Origin of the sequence: Streptomyces misionensis, from assembly GCF_007896895.1 — a bacterium.
Taxonomy (GTDB): domain Bacteria; phylum Actinomycetota; class Actinomycetes; order Streptomycetales; family Streptomycetaceae; genus Streptomyces; species Streptomyces misionensis_A.
In genome coordinates, this window is the sequence record NZ_VOGW01000006.1 from 35,535 (window position 1) to 50,595 (window position 15,061).

12 protein-coding genes and 3 pseudogenes are annotated in these 15,061 nt (G+C 70.0%); 6 read left to right on the forward strand and 9 right to left on the reverse strand.

Features of this window, described 5'->3' with window-relative positions; all coding sequences use genetic code 11:
• Positions 1 to 2 precede the first annotated feature (2 nt).
• The 4 genes from FRZ03_RS01170 to FRZ03_RS01185 are packed head-to-tail and all read right to left on the reverse strand — an operon-like array spanning position 3 to position 4,545.
• Complete coding sequence (locus tag FRZ03_RS01170; RefSeq protein WP_146463174.1) at positions 3 to 707, reverse strand: transporter; 705 nt, start codon at positions 705 to 707, stop codon at positions 3 to 5.
• Positions 704 to 2,098 (reverse strand): flavin monoamine oxidase family protein, encoded by a 1,395-nt coding sequence (locus tag FRZ03_RS01175; RefSeq protein ID WP_146463177.1) that lies wholly within the window; start codon positions 2,096 to 2,098, stop codon positions 704 to 706. The genes FRZ03_RS01170 and FRZ03_RS01175 overlap by 4 nt, the downstream gene beginning before the upstream one ends.
• Positions 2,082 to 3,017, reverse strand: coding sequence for an alpha/beta fold hydrolase (locus tag FRZ03_RS01180; RefSeq protein WP_146463179.1), 936 nt, complete (start codon positions 3,015 to 3,017; stop codon positions 2,082 to 2,084). The genes FRZ03_RS01175 and FRZ03_RS01180 overlap by 17 nt, the downstream gene beginning before the upstream one ends.
• Positions 3,010 to 4,545 (reverse strand): flavin-containing monooxygenase, encoded by a 1,536-nt coding sequence (locus FRZ03_RS01185; protein WP_146463182.1) that lies wholly within the window; start codon positions 4,543 to 4,545, stop codon positions 3,010 to 3,012. The genes FRZ03_RS01180 and FRZ03_RS01185 overlap by 8 nt, the downstream gene beginning before the upstream one ends.
• Before the next feature lie 216 nt (positions 4,546 to 4,761).
• On the opposite strand from FRZ03_RS01185, the gene FRZ03_RS38735 reads away from it, so the two are divergent.
• Positions 4,762 to 4,929 (forward strand): hypothetical protein, encoded by a 168-nt coding sequence (locus FRZ03_RS38735; RefSeq protein WP_186785211.1) that lies wholly within the window; start codon positions 4,762 to 4,764, stop codon positions 4,927 to 4,929.
• 294 nt (positions 4,930 to 5,223) lie between these two features.
• Entirely contained in the window at positions 5,224 to 5,625 is a 402-nt protein-coding gene (locus FRZ03_RS01190) for an APC family permease (protein ID WP_146463185.1), read from the forward strand.
• A gap of 236 nt (positions 5,626 to 5,861) precedes the next feature.
• On the opposite strand, the gene FRZ03_RS01195 is transcribed toward FRZ03_RS01190, so the two are convergent.
• The gene (locus FRZ03_RS01195) at positions 5,862 to 6,365 is read right to left on the reverse strand and encodes a helix-turn-helix domain-containing protein (RefSeq protein ID WP_261398453.1); all 504 of its coding nucleotides are present in this window, start codon (positions 6,363 to 6,365) and stop codon (positions 5,862 to 5,864) included.
• A 429-nt stretch (positions 6,366 to 6,794) separates the two neighbouring features.
• Between FRZ03_RS01195 and FRZ03_RS01200 the strand changes: the two genes are divergently transcribed.
• Complete coding sequence (locus FRZ03_RS01200) at positions 6,795 to 8,030, forward strand: PucR family transcriptional regulator (RefSeq protein ID WP_146463189.1); 1,236 nt, start codon at positions 6,795 to 6,797, stop codon at positions 8,028 to 8,030.
• Between the two features lie 40 nt (positions 8,031 to 8,070).
• Here the strand turns inward: FRZ03_RS01200 and FRZ03_RS01205 are convergent, their stop codons facing one another.
• Positions 8,071 to 9,312, reverse strand: coding sequence for an MFS transporter (locus FRZ03_RS01205; RefSeq protein WP_261398454.1), 1,242 nt, complete (start codon positions 9,310 to 9,312; stop codon positions 8,071 to 8,073).
• A 577-nt stretch (positions 9,313 to 9,889) separates the two neighbouring features.
• On the opposite strand from FRZ03_RS01205, the pseudogene FRZ03_RS38740 reads away from it, so the two are divergent.
• The 3 pseudogenes from FRZ03_RS38740 to FRZ03_RS01215 form a co-directional block, all read left to right on the forward strand.
• Positions 9,890 to 10,039: pseudogene (locus FRZ03_RS38740) on the forward strand (FAD-dependent monooxygenase); the annotation flags it as partial.
• A 3-nt stretch (positions 10,040 to 10,042) separates the two neighbouring features.
• A pseudogene (locus FRZ03_RS01210) lies at positions 10,043 to 10,712 on the forward strand (GlxA family transcriptional regulator); the annotation flags it as partial.
• A 39-nt stretch (positions 10,713 to 10,751) separates the two neighbouring features.
• A pseudogene (locus FRZ03_RS01215) lies at positions 10,752 to 11,254 on the forward strand (SDR family NAD(P)-dependent oxidoreductase); the annotation flags it as partial.
• A gap of 165 nt (positions 11,255 to 11,419) precedes the next feature.
• Here the strand turns inward: FRZ03_RS01215 and adh are convergent.
• The 3 genes from adh to FRZ03_RS01230 all read right to left on the reverse strand — a co-directional run bounded on the left by adh (position 11,420) and on the right by FRZ03_RS01230 (position 15,009).
• On the reverse strand, positions 11,420 to 12,943 hold the full coding sequence (gene adh / locus FRZ03_RS01220) for an aldehyde dehydrogenase (protein ID WP_146463193.1): 1,524 nt from the start codon (positions 12,941 to 12,943) through the stop codon (positions 11,420 to 11,422).
• A 56-nt stretch (positions 12,944 to 12,999) separates the two neighbouring features.
• Positions 13,000 to 14,307, reverse strand: coding sequence for a GAF domain-containing protein (locus FRZ03_RS01225; protein ID WP_146463195.1), 1,308 nt, complete (start codon positions 14,305 to 14,307; stop codon positions 13,000 to 13,002).
• 102 nt (positions 14,308 to 14,409) lie between these two features.
• Entirely contained in the window at positions 14,410 to 15,009 is a 600-nt protein-coding gene (locus tag FRZ03_RS01230) for an N-acetylmuramoyl-L-alanine amidase (protein ID WP_186785212.1), read from the reverse strand.
• Between the last annotated feature and the right edge of the window lie 52 nt (positions 15,010 to 15,061).

Genomic DNA, 15,061 nt, shown 5'->3' on the forward strand with positions numbered 1-15,061 from the left:
GTTCATGCGATGGCCCCCATGGCGTGAGCGGCCTTCGCGTCCAAGGCCGCGTTGTGGTGGTGCAGCGCGCGGTAGGCGCGGAAGTAGACGAATCCCTGGGTGCCCCAGGTCGCCAGCGCGGCGGTGTAGAAGATCGTGCGGTTCGCGTCGTCGAACGACAGGGGGAACAAGTCGTAGGTGACCGCGATGGCGGTCCCGGCGGCCGTGACCAGTCCCGTCCAGATCGCCGGCCACCTCGCGCCCGCATCCCAGAGCCGCGTGACGAAGTACCCGACGAACACTGCCGTGAGGAGATTGACGACGAGGTAGAACACGGCGACCGAGAACGCGGCGCGGTCGGTGTGGAGGTCCGCGCCGTGGAAGTGCCGGAGGAACAGGCCGGCCACCACTGCGACTGCGAACACGGCCACATCGACGCCGAGGCTCGGCTTGTAGCGATGGGTGACCTTCATCAAGCCCATGACCAGGATGAGCGTGATGCCGACCGACCTGGAGAACGCGTCGAAGAAGTACGCCACGTCGTACAGGACGCTGCCGCTGTTGGCTCCGAGCAGCGACCAGAGCAGGAAGTTGCTGCCCGACGTCGCGACGACCATCCACTCGAGACCGAGGAGGTAGTTGCCGTACCGGCGGATGAACCTCCATCCGTAGAAGTAGCCGGCGAAGATCATCCACAGATCGGCCGACAGGAACAGCGCTTCCTTCATCGCAGCGCCCCCTCCCGGACGTCGCGGGACAGGAGGGCGGCCACGCGTTCGGCGGCGCGCTGGCCCGTCAGGACCGCGCCGTTCATCGTGCCGGCCCATTCGCCGGCGGTTTCGGTGCCGGCCCAGTGGATGCGCCCGTGGGGCTCGGTCAGGGCCCTGCCGTAGCTCGTGGTCGCGTAGGGGGCGACGGCAGGATTGGGGCCACCCGGGGCGAACGGTTCCGATCCCCAGCAGTGGTCCACGTAGTCGATGGGGTTGCGGGCCTGCGGACCGTAGAGGTCGGCGAGCTGCTGGATGACCCGGTCGCGTCGGGTCTCGGGGCTGAAACCGTCGAAGACGCGCGGGTCGCAGAAGGCCATCAGCACGCCCGGTCCGCTGTGGGCGGGTGACACGTCGAAGGTGATGAACACGGTTCCGGTGTCGGTCACTGCCTCGCCGGAGAGTCCGCCGGCCCGCCAGAACGGCACTTCGTAGGCCGCGAAGGCCTTGCTCAGCACGCCCATGCGCCAGGTCCGCGTGAGCCCTTCGGCCTGCGCGGGCAGAGCGGGATCGAACGCGATGGCGGCGCGGTGCGCCGGCGCGGCCGTGACGATCCCGTACCTGGCGTGGATCTCGCCGGAGTCGGTGTGGACCGCGACGCCGTTGTCGTCCTGCGCGATACGGCGCACCGGCGCCCCCAGGCGCACGCGGTCGCCGAGCTTCTCCGCCACCCGCTTGGCGATCTCCTGGGTGGTCTCGACGAGCCGGTCCTGCTGCTGGCCACCCTCGACGTCCAGCATGTGATCGATGCCGCCCGCTGCACGGATGTAGCGCACTGCGTGCAGCAGGGAGACGTCTGACGGGGTGCAGCCCCACTGCACCTTGCTGATGACGGTCATCAGCGCACGGGTGCTGGGCAGGGCGTTCTTCCGGTCGAGCCACTCGCCGAACGAGATGGCGTCGAGCCGGCTCGCCTTGGGCGACTCCCACGCGGCGTCCACGTCGACGGCCGAGACCAGCTTGTTCACGGCCATCTGCATGCGGGCCATGTCCACCAGGGCCGCGGGGGAGACCTTGGGGATGGTGCCGCTGTAGGTGCGGCGCCGGCCTGCCATCCACAGCACGTTGCGACCCTGGTCGAACTGGCCGGTCGTGGTGCACCCCACCCGGCTCGCAAGGTCCCGGACGGCAGTGTGGCGCCGTGCCACCCACGTCGCTCCGAGGTCGACCTTCACGCCTGCCACCTCGCCGGACAGGGAGCGGCCTCCGACCCGGTCGCGGCCTTCCACGACCAGGACGGACCGCCCCATGCTCGCCAGCCGCTCGGCAGCGCTCAGGCCGGCGAAGCCCGCACCGACGACCACGACGTCGACCGAGGCGCCCCCGGAGCCGGGCTCACGAGATCCGGACATGGTTTCCTCCTTCGCCCACGCGGTCCGCGTGCTGCGAGATGTACTGGGTGACGGGTCCGACGAGGGCCTGGGGAATGTGGTGGCCCATGCCGGGAATGACCACGTACTGGGCCGAGCGGATCGCCTTCACCGTCGCCTCGCCGCCGCTCGGGTGGATCAGCAGGTCCCGGTCGCCGTTGATGACCAGCGTCGGTGCCGTGATGGTGCTCAACTGGGCCGTCCGGTCTCCGGAGCGCTGGATCGCCTGGACCTGGCGCGCCACGCCGGCCGCCGGGCCACCGGCGCTGCGGTCCCAGCCGCCCGCTGCGATGGCCGCCTCGGCCGCGTCGTCGATGGGATATCCCGTTCCCGCGACGTGTCTCGTGATCCGCAGGTGGGCCCGGACCGCCGCGGTTCTGGTCCTCGCCGGCGGGGCGGCGAGGAGCCGGATCGTCGACAGCGCCGGCTGGCCCACTTTCTTCGCCCCGGTGGTCGAGTAGATGGAGGTCAGCGACAGAACGCGCTCGGCGGCCGTGGCCGCGATCGTCTGCGCGATCATCCCGCCCATCGACCGCCCCACCAGGTGCACCCGCGAGATCCCGAGGCAGTCGAGTACGCCGACGGCGTCCTGGGCCATGTCGGCGAGCGCGTACGCGTCGCTGCGCGGACGCCCGGCGAGCTGACGCCACAGCGCCGGAGGGGGCGCGGCGACGAACGTCGACTGGCCGACGTCACGGTTGTCGATCGCGACGACCCGGAAACCGCGGGCGACGAGCGAGCCGAAGAACGCGTCGGTCCAGAAGGTGAGGTCCTCGCCCAGACCGGCGATGAGGAGGATGGTGGGGTCGGCCTTGTCGCCGAAGTCCCGGAAGCAGATCCTCATGCCGGAAGGCAGGGCCGCGTACCGGTCGGTGCTCTCCGCGCCGCTCGTCTCAGGCATGGGTGGCTCGCCTCCCACCAGGCGACTGCGCGGCCGCCCGACGGGAGCCGAACGCGAGGTGCTCGTCGGCCACCGGGCCGCGAAGCGCCTTGGCGTCCTCGGGGTAGGACATCGCCATCCGCCAGGGCTTTTCGGGGCCCTGCTTGGGCATGCGCTTCTCGGCTCGCTTGGCGTACCCGGCCTGAAGGTCCATGACGGGCCTGCGCTCCGTCCCCGCCGGTGCGACCGGAACCACCGTGTCGTATCCGCGGGCGTCCATGTGCCTGACCAGGTCGATGAAGTAGCGGCACATCAGGCTCACCTTGAGCGTCCAGGACGAGGTGGTGTAACCGATCGCCATCGCCCAGTTCGGAATCCCGCTCAGCAGCATTCCGCGGTAACAGAGCGCGTCCGCGATGTCGGCCTGACGCCCGTCGACCACGATGGGCATGCCGCCGAAGAGCTGCAGGTTCAACCCCGTCGCGGTGACGATGACGTCCGCTTCCAGCTCCTCACCCGAGCTCAGCACGATTCCGCGTTTGCTGAACCGCGCGATCGTGTCGGTGACGACGGTCGCGGAACCCTGCTTGATCGCGTCGAAGAAGTCGCCGTCCGGCGCCAGACACAGCCGCTGGTCCCACGGGTCGTACGGCGGATTGAAGTGCTTGTCGACGTCGAACCCCTTGGGCAGCCGCTTGATGTTCTCGCGCCGGATCAGCCGACGCCCGGCCTTCGGGAACGTCCGCAGCCCCTTGACGACGGCGCGGTCGAGCCAGATGTTCTTGAACCGCGTCACGGCGTACCCGCGCTCCTCCCCGAGCACCTTCGTGAGCGACAGGGCGACCTTGTCGACGCGCGGCAGCGCCAGGACGTACGTCGGGGTCCGCTGCAGCATCGTCACGTGCCGGGCGGCGCCCGGCCCGGTGGCCATGGCCGGCACCAGCGTGATCGCCGTCGCGCCACTGCCGATGACGACGACCTTCTTGCCGCTGTAGTCGAGCGTCTCGGGCCAGTGCTGCGGATGGACGATCGTGCCCTCGAAGTCGTCGCGCCCCGGGAACTGGGGGGAGAATCCCTCGTCGTACCGGTAGTAGCCGGTGGCGGCGAACACCCATCCGGCACGGATCGTCTTGGTCACGGTGCCTCCGCCGGCGGGGTCGGCTGCCTCGACGGTGAGGGTCCACCGCGCCTCGTACGAGGACCATTCGGCCCTGACGACCCGGTGGCGCAGCCTGATGAGGGGCTCCAGGTGGTTCTCCTCGACCGTCTCCCGGAGGTAGTCCCTGATCAGCGGCGCGTCGGCGATCGCGGCTTCGTGACGCCACGGCTTGAACTCGTAGCCGAACGTGTGGAGGTCCGAGTCCGAGCGGATGCCCGGGTAGCGGAAGAGATCCCACGTGCCTCCGATGTTGTCGCGGCCCTCGAGCACGAGCAGGGACTTGCCGGGGAGCTCCCGGCTGAAATAGCTGGCCGCACCGATTCCGGAGATCCCCGCTCCGATGATGACCACGTCGAACTCCTCGACGGCGTCAAGCACCTCAGTTGTCATGGTGTTTCCTCGCTGTTCCCGGGGTGGTGATCTCACTGTCGCCAGCCACGTCCATGGGCGGAACGACAGCGTGCACCGGCTGGGCCCGGGGCCCGGTGCACGATGCACAAGTCGGTCCAGCGGCACCGTCCTCAGGCGGTTGTCGACAGCCGAGCACGGCCTTGGCCCCCCAACCGTGACGAGCCGGACCGGCCCGTGAGCTGAAAGGTGGTCGACATGGCCGACCTCTCCAAGACAGGGCACTTCGAAGCACCCGGCAGGGAAGCAGGCCCGGGCAATCCTCTGCACCGCGGGCTCGGCGTATCGCAGATCGTGTTCATGGTCGTCGCCGCGGCGGCGCCGCTCGGGCTGGTGGCCGGTGGGTGCCGATCGCCTTCGCCGTGAGCGGCGGCCCGGGAATGCGAACGCCCACAAACACCACGGGGAGCCGATGCCGGCGTACCGCTCGACGACATTGCTCGTCGCCACGCCGACGTAGGCGTTCACCCCGACGAGAATCAGTGTGTAGGAGAAGAGAGTGAGGGTCGCTGCCGAGAGACCGGGTATCCGGCCCAATCCGGCCTGGACGTAGGCGTAGAAGGCGCCCGCGTTGCACACCCGTCCCGCCATCAGCGTGAAGCCGACCGCGAAGATCAGCACCAGCACGGTGGTCAGCGCGAAGAACAGGGGCTCGGCTCGGTGACCGGCGCCGCGAAGGCCGACCCCGAGGGCCTGGTCCTGGCGCTGGCGCGGAGCTACGTCGGACCCGTCTGGTTCGACGTGATGCAACTGCTGCTGATCACCAGTCAGTTCGCTTGCACGCTGGCCTTCCACAACGTCGTGACGCGCTACCAGTTCGCGCTGTCCCGGGCCGGTGCCCTTCCGGCGCGGCTGGGCGTCGTTCATCCCCGGCACCGGACGCCGTCAGCGTCCTCGGGCGTCGTCTCGGCGGTCGCGTGCGTCACCACGCTCGTCGTCGTCGCGCTCGACCTGGACCCGATCGCGAACGTCTACGCCTGGTTCTCCGGCGCCGCCACCCTCGGCATCGTCCATGGCGGCCACCAGCCTCGCGGTGATCGGCTTTCTCCGGCAAGTCGATGAGCGGGACGGGCAGCGATCGGTGTGGCGCACGGTCGTGGCCCCGGCCCTGGCCTTCCTCGGCCTGACCTGTGTGGTCCACCTGGTGGTTGCCAACTTCCCGCTCCTCGTCGGCACCACCGAGGGCGCCTGGGTGATCGGGGGGTTCGTCGCCCTCTCGGCCGTAGCCGGCGTGGTGCGGGCGCTCGTCCTGAGGACGCGCCGTCCAGCTGTCTACGAGCGACTCGACGCGGGCGGCTCTAGGAGGGCTCGCGGGCGACACGAAGGAGCGGAGGCGACAGGACCCACAGGACCTCGCTGACCGTCGTGCCCGGATTGTCGAACTGATGCAGCGTCCGACCGGAGAACGAGGTGGAGACACCGGCTGACAGCATCCGGGCCTCGCCCCCGACGATCAGACGGGTCGAGCCGCTCAGACCCAGCGCGAAGATCGTGATGGTGTCGAGCCGATAGGGGCCACCCGTTCCCCCGCCTGGTTCGATCACTGAACGGAAGACTTGGAACGCCGTGGTGTCGGCGGGCGTGAGCAGGTACTCGGTGACTCCTTCACCGCCCATGTCGATCCGGCTACCGCCCTCCACGACCTGCTCATCCGGGTAGGCGAACAGCTCGCCGACCCCGATCTTCAGCACATCGCAGACGCGCAGCAACGTCGCGACGGACACGTTGGTGAGACCACGTTCCAACTGACTCAGGAAGCCCTTGGTGACGTCCGCCTGACGCGCAACCTCCGTCAACGACAACCCGCGGCTGAGCCTGATCTCCCTCAGTTGCGCGCCCGTGGACGCTTCGGGGCAGAGGAGCCCTTGGCAGCTCCGCCCGCTCTCCCGCTGTCATCGATAGGCATGGTGTGCTCACCGCCCGTCCTGAGGTCGACATCATGTGGCCTTCGGGAGAAGGGGCGACGTCGCCGAACCCCTTGCAGCACCTCTGACGGCGTGATAAATCTTCCGCCGTTTACTCATACTAAACACCACGCTGCTGGAGACCACATACGCGGCCGGAAGCCGTCGCTGCCGCATGGCGGCAGCGGTCAGACGCCTCTCGCTGTCGTCGGCCGGCGGTATGGCCCCGACCTCGCTGACAGCCATGCCCCCGGCCGGCCCTTCCTCTGTCTGTGACGCGGCACGTCGGGCGCGCCGGCTCCAAAGGACCAGAGGGAGACTTGAGAAATGGAAGATCTGTGGCCCCCGCCCTCCCGCGAGGTCGCTGACGCGATGAGGTCACTCTGCCAGCGCCTGCTGACGGAAACGGACGCCCTGGTCGACGCCTTCGCAAGGCCCTCTCTCGTGGCCCAGAACGATCCCGCCCTCCTCGCCGACGCTTCGCTGGTCGAGGAGGATCGGGAGCTCAACCGCTCCGATCTCGTCCAATGGCTGACCGCGAACATCCAGCAACCGGGGCGGCGGGTGGAGCCCTACGTCGGCCCGAGGACCACCGCGTACATCAACGATCTCGTCTCCCGTGGCATCGCGCCCGACTTCGCCGGTGCCTGGCGTGTGGCACTCGGGATCGGCTGGCGGCGGTGGCTGGAGGAATGCGTGGCGCACTGCGCCGACCCCGACCTGCTCGTGGGGGTCCTGGACGTGTCGGGGAAGTCGCTGGCGCAGTACGCCCTCGATTCGGTCGCTGCCCTGCGCGAGGCCGGCCTCGCCGCTGCGATGGGCAATGCGGGCGCCGACGCGATCGCACTGATCCAACTGATCGCCGGCGGGGCGCCGATGGCGGAGGACCTCGCCGAGGGGCGCCTGCGGTACCGGCTGGCACGGTGGCACGTGGGCCTCGTGTTGTGGGTCGATGATCCTGACCAGGTCGACGCTCTGGACGAAGCGATCCCGGCCGCGCGTTCCACCGCCGCAGGCCGAAGCGCCCTGGTGGCGCGTGCCAGTGCGACGTCGCGGTGGATCTGGCTCTCGGGACCGGGCATCCCGGACCTCCACCATGTGGAGAAGGCACTGGCGACGGCTGAAGAGGTCCGCGCGGCGGTGGGAAGGCCTGGACGCGGACTTGACGGGTTCAGGTCCAGCCACCAGGACGCCCTCGCGGCGCAAGCGCTGATCATCCGCCTCGGGTCCGACCGGCAATTCACCGCCTACGCCGACGTAGAGCTGATCGACGCGCTCACGAAGGACCGTACCGGCGCACGTCGGTTCGTCATGAACACCCTCGGTCCGTTGGCCGAAGCCGACACAACACTACGGCAGGCACTGCTCACCTATGTGCAGTGTGGTTTCAACACCACCCGGGCGGCCGCCAACCTCTACGCGCACCGAAACACCGTCGAGCGGCGGGTCTCGCGCGCCAACGAGCTTTCAGCCGTCAAGGTGGAGGACAACCCGACCCATGTGGCGGCGGCGCTCCTTGTGCTGGACATCGCGCCTGACATCGTGGCGACCGGATCAAGCTGAGCCCACGTCACGGGGCGTGGCAACGAGCCCTGAGCCGAGCTCACGGCATGGGGTCCTGGTGCTCGAGCTTCCGGAACCACTGAAGTGCCGGGAGAGCGAGCAGGGTGGCGGCGGACAGGACCCCGAACGCGATCTCGGGGCGGACGACGAAGAGTCCGACCGCCGTCGTCAGCAGTACACCTCCCAGATTGCCTGCCATCCAGACGAGTCCGGCCGCCGTGCTCTCGGCTTTCGGTGCGTGCCGCTCGCTCAGGGAGAGCACGATGGGAAGAGCCGGGAGCAGTACGAAACCTGTGCCGAGGAGCGTGAGAAAGGCCATGGCCGTGCTCGGCACCAGGGCGAGATGAAGGCAGGCCCCGACCGTGAAGACGATCGCGACGCCCATGACCTGAACCTCGCGGCCGCGCCGATCTGCCCAGATGGGCATGACTGCGCAGCCGACCACACCGGCGATCATGGTCAGAGCGAGGATGAGACCGGCGGTGGATTCCGAAACTCCCGCCGGCGCCAACAGCGGTTGCACGAACGTCGCGAGAGCGATGAACGCGCCCATCGGGATGGCGACGACCGCACACAAACGGCGTACGTGGCGATTGCCGAATGCCGCGCGAAAGGCCCGAAGTCCGCTGGTCACGGATGCGGTCTCGCGGCTGGTCCGTGGCGGGACGCGAAGTGCCCCGACGAGACACAGCCCGGCGTCCATGGCGATCAGGGCGGTGACAAGGGTGAGGGTATGGATGTGGCTCTCGCCGGGCAGAAGCGCGCCGAGCAGGTAGCCGAGGACCATCCCGGCGAACGTGGCGGAGGAAGCGGCGGCGATTCCGGTGGCGCGGTGCTTTTCGGCGAGATAGCCCACGGCAAGGCCCGGTATGGCGTTCAGGATGAAGGGCTGTCCCACGGCGGCGACGACCTGCCCGATGAACGCCCAGGTGAAGTCGTCGGCAACCAGTCTCAGGAACGCCCCTGACGCAGTAAGCGCCGCGCCGACGACGAGGGCTGGACGGAGGAACCGGTCGAGCGCGATGCCGGCAGGGATGGCAAGGAGGACGTAGATCAGCGGGAAGACCTGGGACAGCAAGCCGATCGCACCGATGGAGACGCCGAAGTGCCGCGCGGCGTCCTGCGTCACGGGCGCGTAGTTGACGAAGAGCGCCTGGGTCGCGGCCGCCAGGAGCCCGTAGGCGAGGAAGACCGACCACCGGCTCTTCGTGTGCTGCTCGACGTGCGGCGCAGCCGTCGTCGCGGCTACGCGTGCGTTCGCGTTCGCGCTGGTGAGTGGCACGTGACGACCAAGCGACTCGCCGCGCCTCCGGGCGCTACGTCGGATCATGACTGTGGCGACTGCGCCTGCACCTATGGCAGCAGCTCCGCGCGCTCGTCGCCGAGCGGTCGTCGACTCCGGCATCTCGTTGTCCTTGTCGGTCGATCGGGGGTGCTCCACTGTCGCGAGCCGGATCGACCTTGGGTACGACAAACTGCACCCGGGTTTGCGCTGCTCGGTGCACTCGGCACCACCGGTGCAGGCCCTGCGCCACCGCGGGTGACCCGCGCCGATCCGCGGGCGCGATCGAGTGGACCGTGGGGGATGTCGCTGCCGAAGGCGGCAGGCGGTCCGACAAAGTCGGCATCTCCGTGGGAGTTGTGCGTCGAGTCGGCGCACGCGTGGCACGCTCGGGCCTCGACGTGCCGCCAGGCGAGCAGTACACGGCGCCGGAGAGGGGCGGCCCAAGGGACGAGTCGGACGCGGTCCTGATCCTTGCCGCTGTAAGGGCGAGCCGCAAGAAGGCGCCGAGCAGAACGGATAGGTGAACAGGACCTGGCTGGTGCCCGCAGGGTGTCACCGATGTTCACGGCCCGGTCGGCGGCGCGTCTACCGCCACCACGCCCGTATCGCCGGCCGGTTCCGGCACGGGCGGATCTTCCTCACCGGCGACGCCGCCCATGCCATGCCGGTCGTCAGGGGCCAGGGCTGGAACTCGGGGCTCCGCGACGCCTTCAACCTCGGCTGGGACGGGGCCGACGTCGCCTCGTCGATCGTGAGCGGATCGCCTTCGACGGCAGCGCCCCCACGCAGCCGGACCCCTACACGTTCCTGATGCCGGGCGGAGACGTCTACCCCAGGACCCCGGTCACGCGCGACCTTGCCGAAGCCGCCAGGGACCTGGCAGCCCGTTCCGGCCGGGTCGCCTCCGTGCGCTCCGGTGCCTTCGTCCTCGGAGCGACCGGCCTCCTGGACGGCACCCGGGCGACCACCCACTGGAAGATCGCGGACAGACTCGCCGCCCTGCATCCCAGGGCCCGCGTCGAACCCGACGCCATCTACGTGCGCGACGGCACGGTCTGCACATCGGCGGGTGTCACCGCGGGCATCGACCTCGCGCTGGCCCTCGTCGAGGAGGACCACGGTCCCGACCTCGCCCGGGAGGTGGCCCGTTCCCTTGTCGTCTACCTGCAGCGGGCGGCCAGTCGCAGTTCTCCGCTCCCCTGCAAGGCCCGTCGCCCCGGTCGCCCGCCCTGCGCAGGGTCGTTGACCTGGTCACGATGCGGCCCGCTGGCAACTACTCCCTCGCCGAACTGGCCGCGCGTCTGAACCTCAGCACGCGTCACCTCACGAGGCTGTTCCGGGAGGAAGTGGGCACCACGCCGGCCGGGTACGTCGAGTCGATCCGGTTCGACATCGCGAGTCTGGAGGCGTGGCCCGCGGCGAGGCGAGGAGTGGTCATGGGCAGGGTGTGGCTGGTGACCGGCGCGAGCAGCGGCTTCGGCCGGGCGAGCAGCGAGGCGGCACTGGCCGCCGGCGACGTCGTGGTGGGCGCGGCCCGGCCGACCGAGGCGCCGCAGGGCCTGGTGGCCGCCCGGCCCGGCCGGATGGAGGCGCTGCGTCTGGACGTCACCGACACGAGCCCGGCGAGAGGGCGGTACGGGATGTGATGGCCCGGCACAGACGGATCGACGTCCTGGTCAACAACGCCGGCTGGACGCACGTCGGCGCCGTCGAGGAGACGACCGACCAGGAGCTGCGCCGCCTGTTCGACGTGCACGTCCTCGGGCCCGCCGCGCTCGTCCGCGCGGTCCTGCCGCTCATGCGCGAGCGGCGCTCGGGCGCGATCATGCGGATGAGCAGCATGGGCGGACAGACGTCCTTCGCGGGCTTCGGCGGGTACGGCGCGGCGAAGTTCGCCCTGGAGGGGCTCTCGGAGGCGCCCGCCGACGAGGTCGCCGAGTGAACCGGGGGTTTGGTCCGTGACGGGTCCGGAAGCACTGGCCAGGAGGGGAGCAGTCGTGGGCGGAATGGGGAGTTAGCGCGCAAGCCGGGCCCGGTCGAGAGCGGGTTGCACGAAGGGCGCCTTACGGGTGAAAACCCAGGTCAGGCGCCCTTTCGCATGTGTCTAGAAGAAGCCCAGCTTCTTCGGCGAATACGACACCAGAAGATTCTTCGTCTGCTGGTAGTGCTCCAGCATCATCTTGTGGGTCTCGCGGCCGATGCCGGACTGCTTGTACCCGCCGAACGCGGCGTGCGCCGGGTACGCGTGGTAGCAGTTGGTCCACACGCGGCCCGCCTGGATCGCGCGGCCCGCGCGGTAGGCGGTGTTGATGTCGCGGGTCCACACGCCGGCGCCGAGGCCGTACAGCGTGTCGTTGGCGATCTTGATGGCGTCGTCGAAGTCGTCGAAGGAGGCCACCGAGACGACCGGGCCGAAGATCTCCTCCTGGAAGATCCGCATCCGGTTGTCGCCCTCGAAGATGGTCGGCTGGACGTAGTAGCCGCCCTTCAACTCGCCGTCGTACTCGACGCGTTCGCCACCCGTGAGGACCTTCGCGCCCTCCTGCCGGCCGATGTCCAGATAGGAGAGGATCTTCTCCAGCTGGTCGTTGGAGGCCTGCGCGCCGATCATCGTGTCCGTGTCCAGCGGGTGCCCGGGCTTGATCTGCCGGGTGCGCTCGACCGCGGCCTCCAGGAACTCCGCGTAGTTGCCGCGCTGGACGAGCGCCCGCGACGGGCAGGTGCACACCTCGCCCTGGTTGAGCGCGAACATGGTGAAGCCTTCCAGCGCCTTGTCGCGGAAGTCGTCGTCGTGCGCCCAGACGTCGTCGAAGAAGATGTTCGGCGACTTGCCGCCGAGTTCGAGCGTGACCGGCTTGATGTTCTCGGAGGCGTACTGCATGATCAGCCGCCCGGTAGTGGTCTCCCCGGTGAACGCCACCTTCGCCACCCGCGGGCTCGACGCCAGCGGCTTGCCCGCCTCGACGCCGAAGCCGTTGACGATGTTCAGCACGCCCGGCGGCAGCAGATCGGCGATCAGGCTCACCCAGTAGTGGATGGAGGCCGGGGTCTGCTCGGCGGGCTTGAGCACCACGGCGTTGCCCGCGGCCAGCGCCGGCGCCAGCTTCCACGCGGCCATCAGGATCGGGAAGTTCCACGGGATGATCTGCGCGACGACCCCGAGCGGCTCGTGGAAGTGGTACGCCACCGTGTCGTCGTCGATCTCGCCCAGCGAGCCCTCCTGCGCCCGGATCGCCCCGGCGAAGTACCGGAAGTGGTCGATCGCCAGCGGGATGTCGGCCGCGAGCGTCTCCCGCACCGGCTTGCCGTTCTCCCAGCTCTCCGCCACCGCCAGGGCCTCGAGGTTGGCCTCCATCCGGTCGGCGATCCTGCGCAGGATGTCGGAGCGCTCCGTCACCGACGTACGACCCCACCCGGGGGCGGCCTCGTGCGCCGCGTCCAGCGCCCGCTCCACGTCCTCCGCGGTGCCGCGCGCGATCTCGGTGAACGGCAGCCCGTTGACCGGCGACGGGTTCTCGAAGTACTGCCCGCGCACCGGCGGCACGTACTCGCCCCCGATGAAGTGGTCGTAACGCGCCTGGTAGGAGACGATCGCGCCCTCGGTGCCCGGCGCCGCGTAACGAGTCATCCTGATGTGCCTCCCGGTGCAGCGCTGCCCGCCTTTGGGCAGCTCTCGGCGCGAGGCTAGACGGGCGGACGTTGCAAGTACGTTGCGCCGCCGATCCGCGCTCCCGCGCGCGCGGAGGGCGCCGCCAGTTCCGCCTCCAGCGCCGCCAGCCGGGCCCGCACCGAAGCCGACGGACGCACCGCGGCGAGCGCCCGCCACACCTCGATGTCGTCCTCGCCCCACGGTGCGTGCGCCCAGTCCGCCAGCAGGTCGGGATCGCGGTGCGCGATCAGCGCCGCCCGCAGCTCCCGGGCCAGACGCTCCCGCAGCCGTACGATCGCCGGGGCCTGCGAACCGGGCAGCAGCGGTCCGGCATACACCTCCGCCGCCGCGGTGAGCGCCCCCGAACCCAGCCGCCGTTCCACCACGGTCGCGTCCGCGTCCACCACGGTCGTCAGCCGGTAGGGCCGCGACGACAGCAGCTCCGGTCCCAACAGGCGCCGCAACCGGGCCAGTTCCGCCCGCAGGGTCACCGGCGTCACCGACTCGTCCGCGTACAGCGCGCACAGCAGCTCGTCCCCCGTCAGTCCCTCGGGGTGCCGGGACAGCAGCAGCACGATCTCGCTGTGCCGGCGGCTCAGCCTGATCCGCCGCCCGCCGTGGGCGAGTTCGGCCTCGTCCCGGCCCAGCGCCACCAGCGACGGCGTGTCCGCGGCGGGCCGCGCCGGGGCGAGAAGCGCCAACTGGGCCTCCGCGGCCCGCGCCACCGCCTGCACGAAGCCCAGGCTGTGCGGATGCGCCAGCCCGTCACCGCCGGTGACGTCCACCGCGCCCAGGACCCGCCCGGTACGTGGATCGTGCACCGGAGCAGCCACGCACGTCCAGGGCTGCACCCGCCGTGTGAAGTGCTCCGCCGCGAACACCTGCACCGGCCGGTCCAGGGTGACGGCGGTCCCCGGCGCGTTGGTCCCCACCGCGGCCTCCGACCAGCGCGCCCCCGGCACGAAGTTCATCCCGTCCGCCCGCCGCCGGGCCGCCGGGTGCCCCTCGACCCACAGCAGCCTGCCCTGCGCGTCGCACACCGCGAGCAACTGCTCGTCGTCCGCCGCGAACGTGCCCATCAGCTCCCGGAACAGCGGCATCACCCGGGCCAGCGGATGCTCCGCCCGGTAGGCGCCGAGGTCGCCGTCGGACAGCTCCACGCTCGCGGTGCCGTCCGGCACGACGCCGGCCCGCGCGCTGCGCCGCCACGACTCGGCGACCACCGACCGCACCGGGCGCGGCACCGCCCCGACCGTGGTGAATGTCTCGTGCGCCCGGCGCAGTATCCGGACGCGCTCGGCGGGATCGGCCCCCGGCTCCAGGGCCACCCACGGATCGGTCAACTCGGCCTCCCCGGACGGTGTTACGGCGATGATCCGGTCGAGACCATCGTCACGTGCCGTGTCCGTGCAGACAACAGGTGTGACGTCGGTCCCGGAACGTCGTCAGGCGAAGTGGACCAGTCTCATATAGCGCACCCAGTCCCAGTTGGCGCCGGGGTCGGTGTGGTCGGTGCCGGGTACCTGGTAGTGGCCGATGATGTGGTCCCTGTCCTTGGGGATGCCGTACTTGTCGCAGATCGCCGCCGTGAGCTTGGCGGACTGCTCGTACAGGGCGTTGGTGAAGTAGGAGGGCTGGTCCACCCATCCCTCGTGCTCGATGCCGATGCTGCGGGTGTTGTAGTCCCAGTTGCCCGCGTGCCAGGCGATGTCGCTCTCGTGGACGCACTGGGCGATGTGCCCGTCCGCCGACCGGACCAGGTAGTGGGCGGAAACCTGCTTCTGCGGGTTCTGGAAGATGGACAGGGTGTTGGCGTACGTCTCCTGGGTCACATGGATGACGACGTGATCGATGCCGTAGCTGCCGGGCCGGCTGGAGGCCGTGTAGTTGGAGGTGCTGGCGGGCTGCCACTCGGCGGCCGGGTAGTCGACGGAACCGGTCTGCGCTCCGGCGCTCGGCTCGGGGAGCAGCGCGTACGGGACGGCGGCGAGCGCCGCGCCCTTCAGGAGCCACCGTCTGCTCAGACGCGGCCTTTCCCGGTCCATGTCCATCGTGGGGTGCCTTTCTGGAGGAGGGAGTCGGAGGTGACGGAAGCCC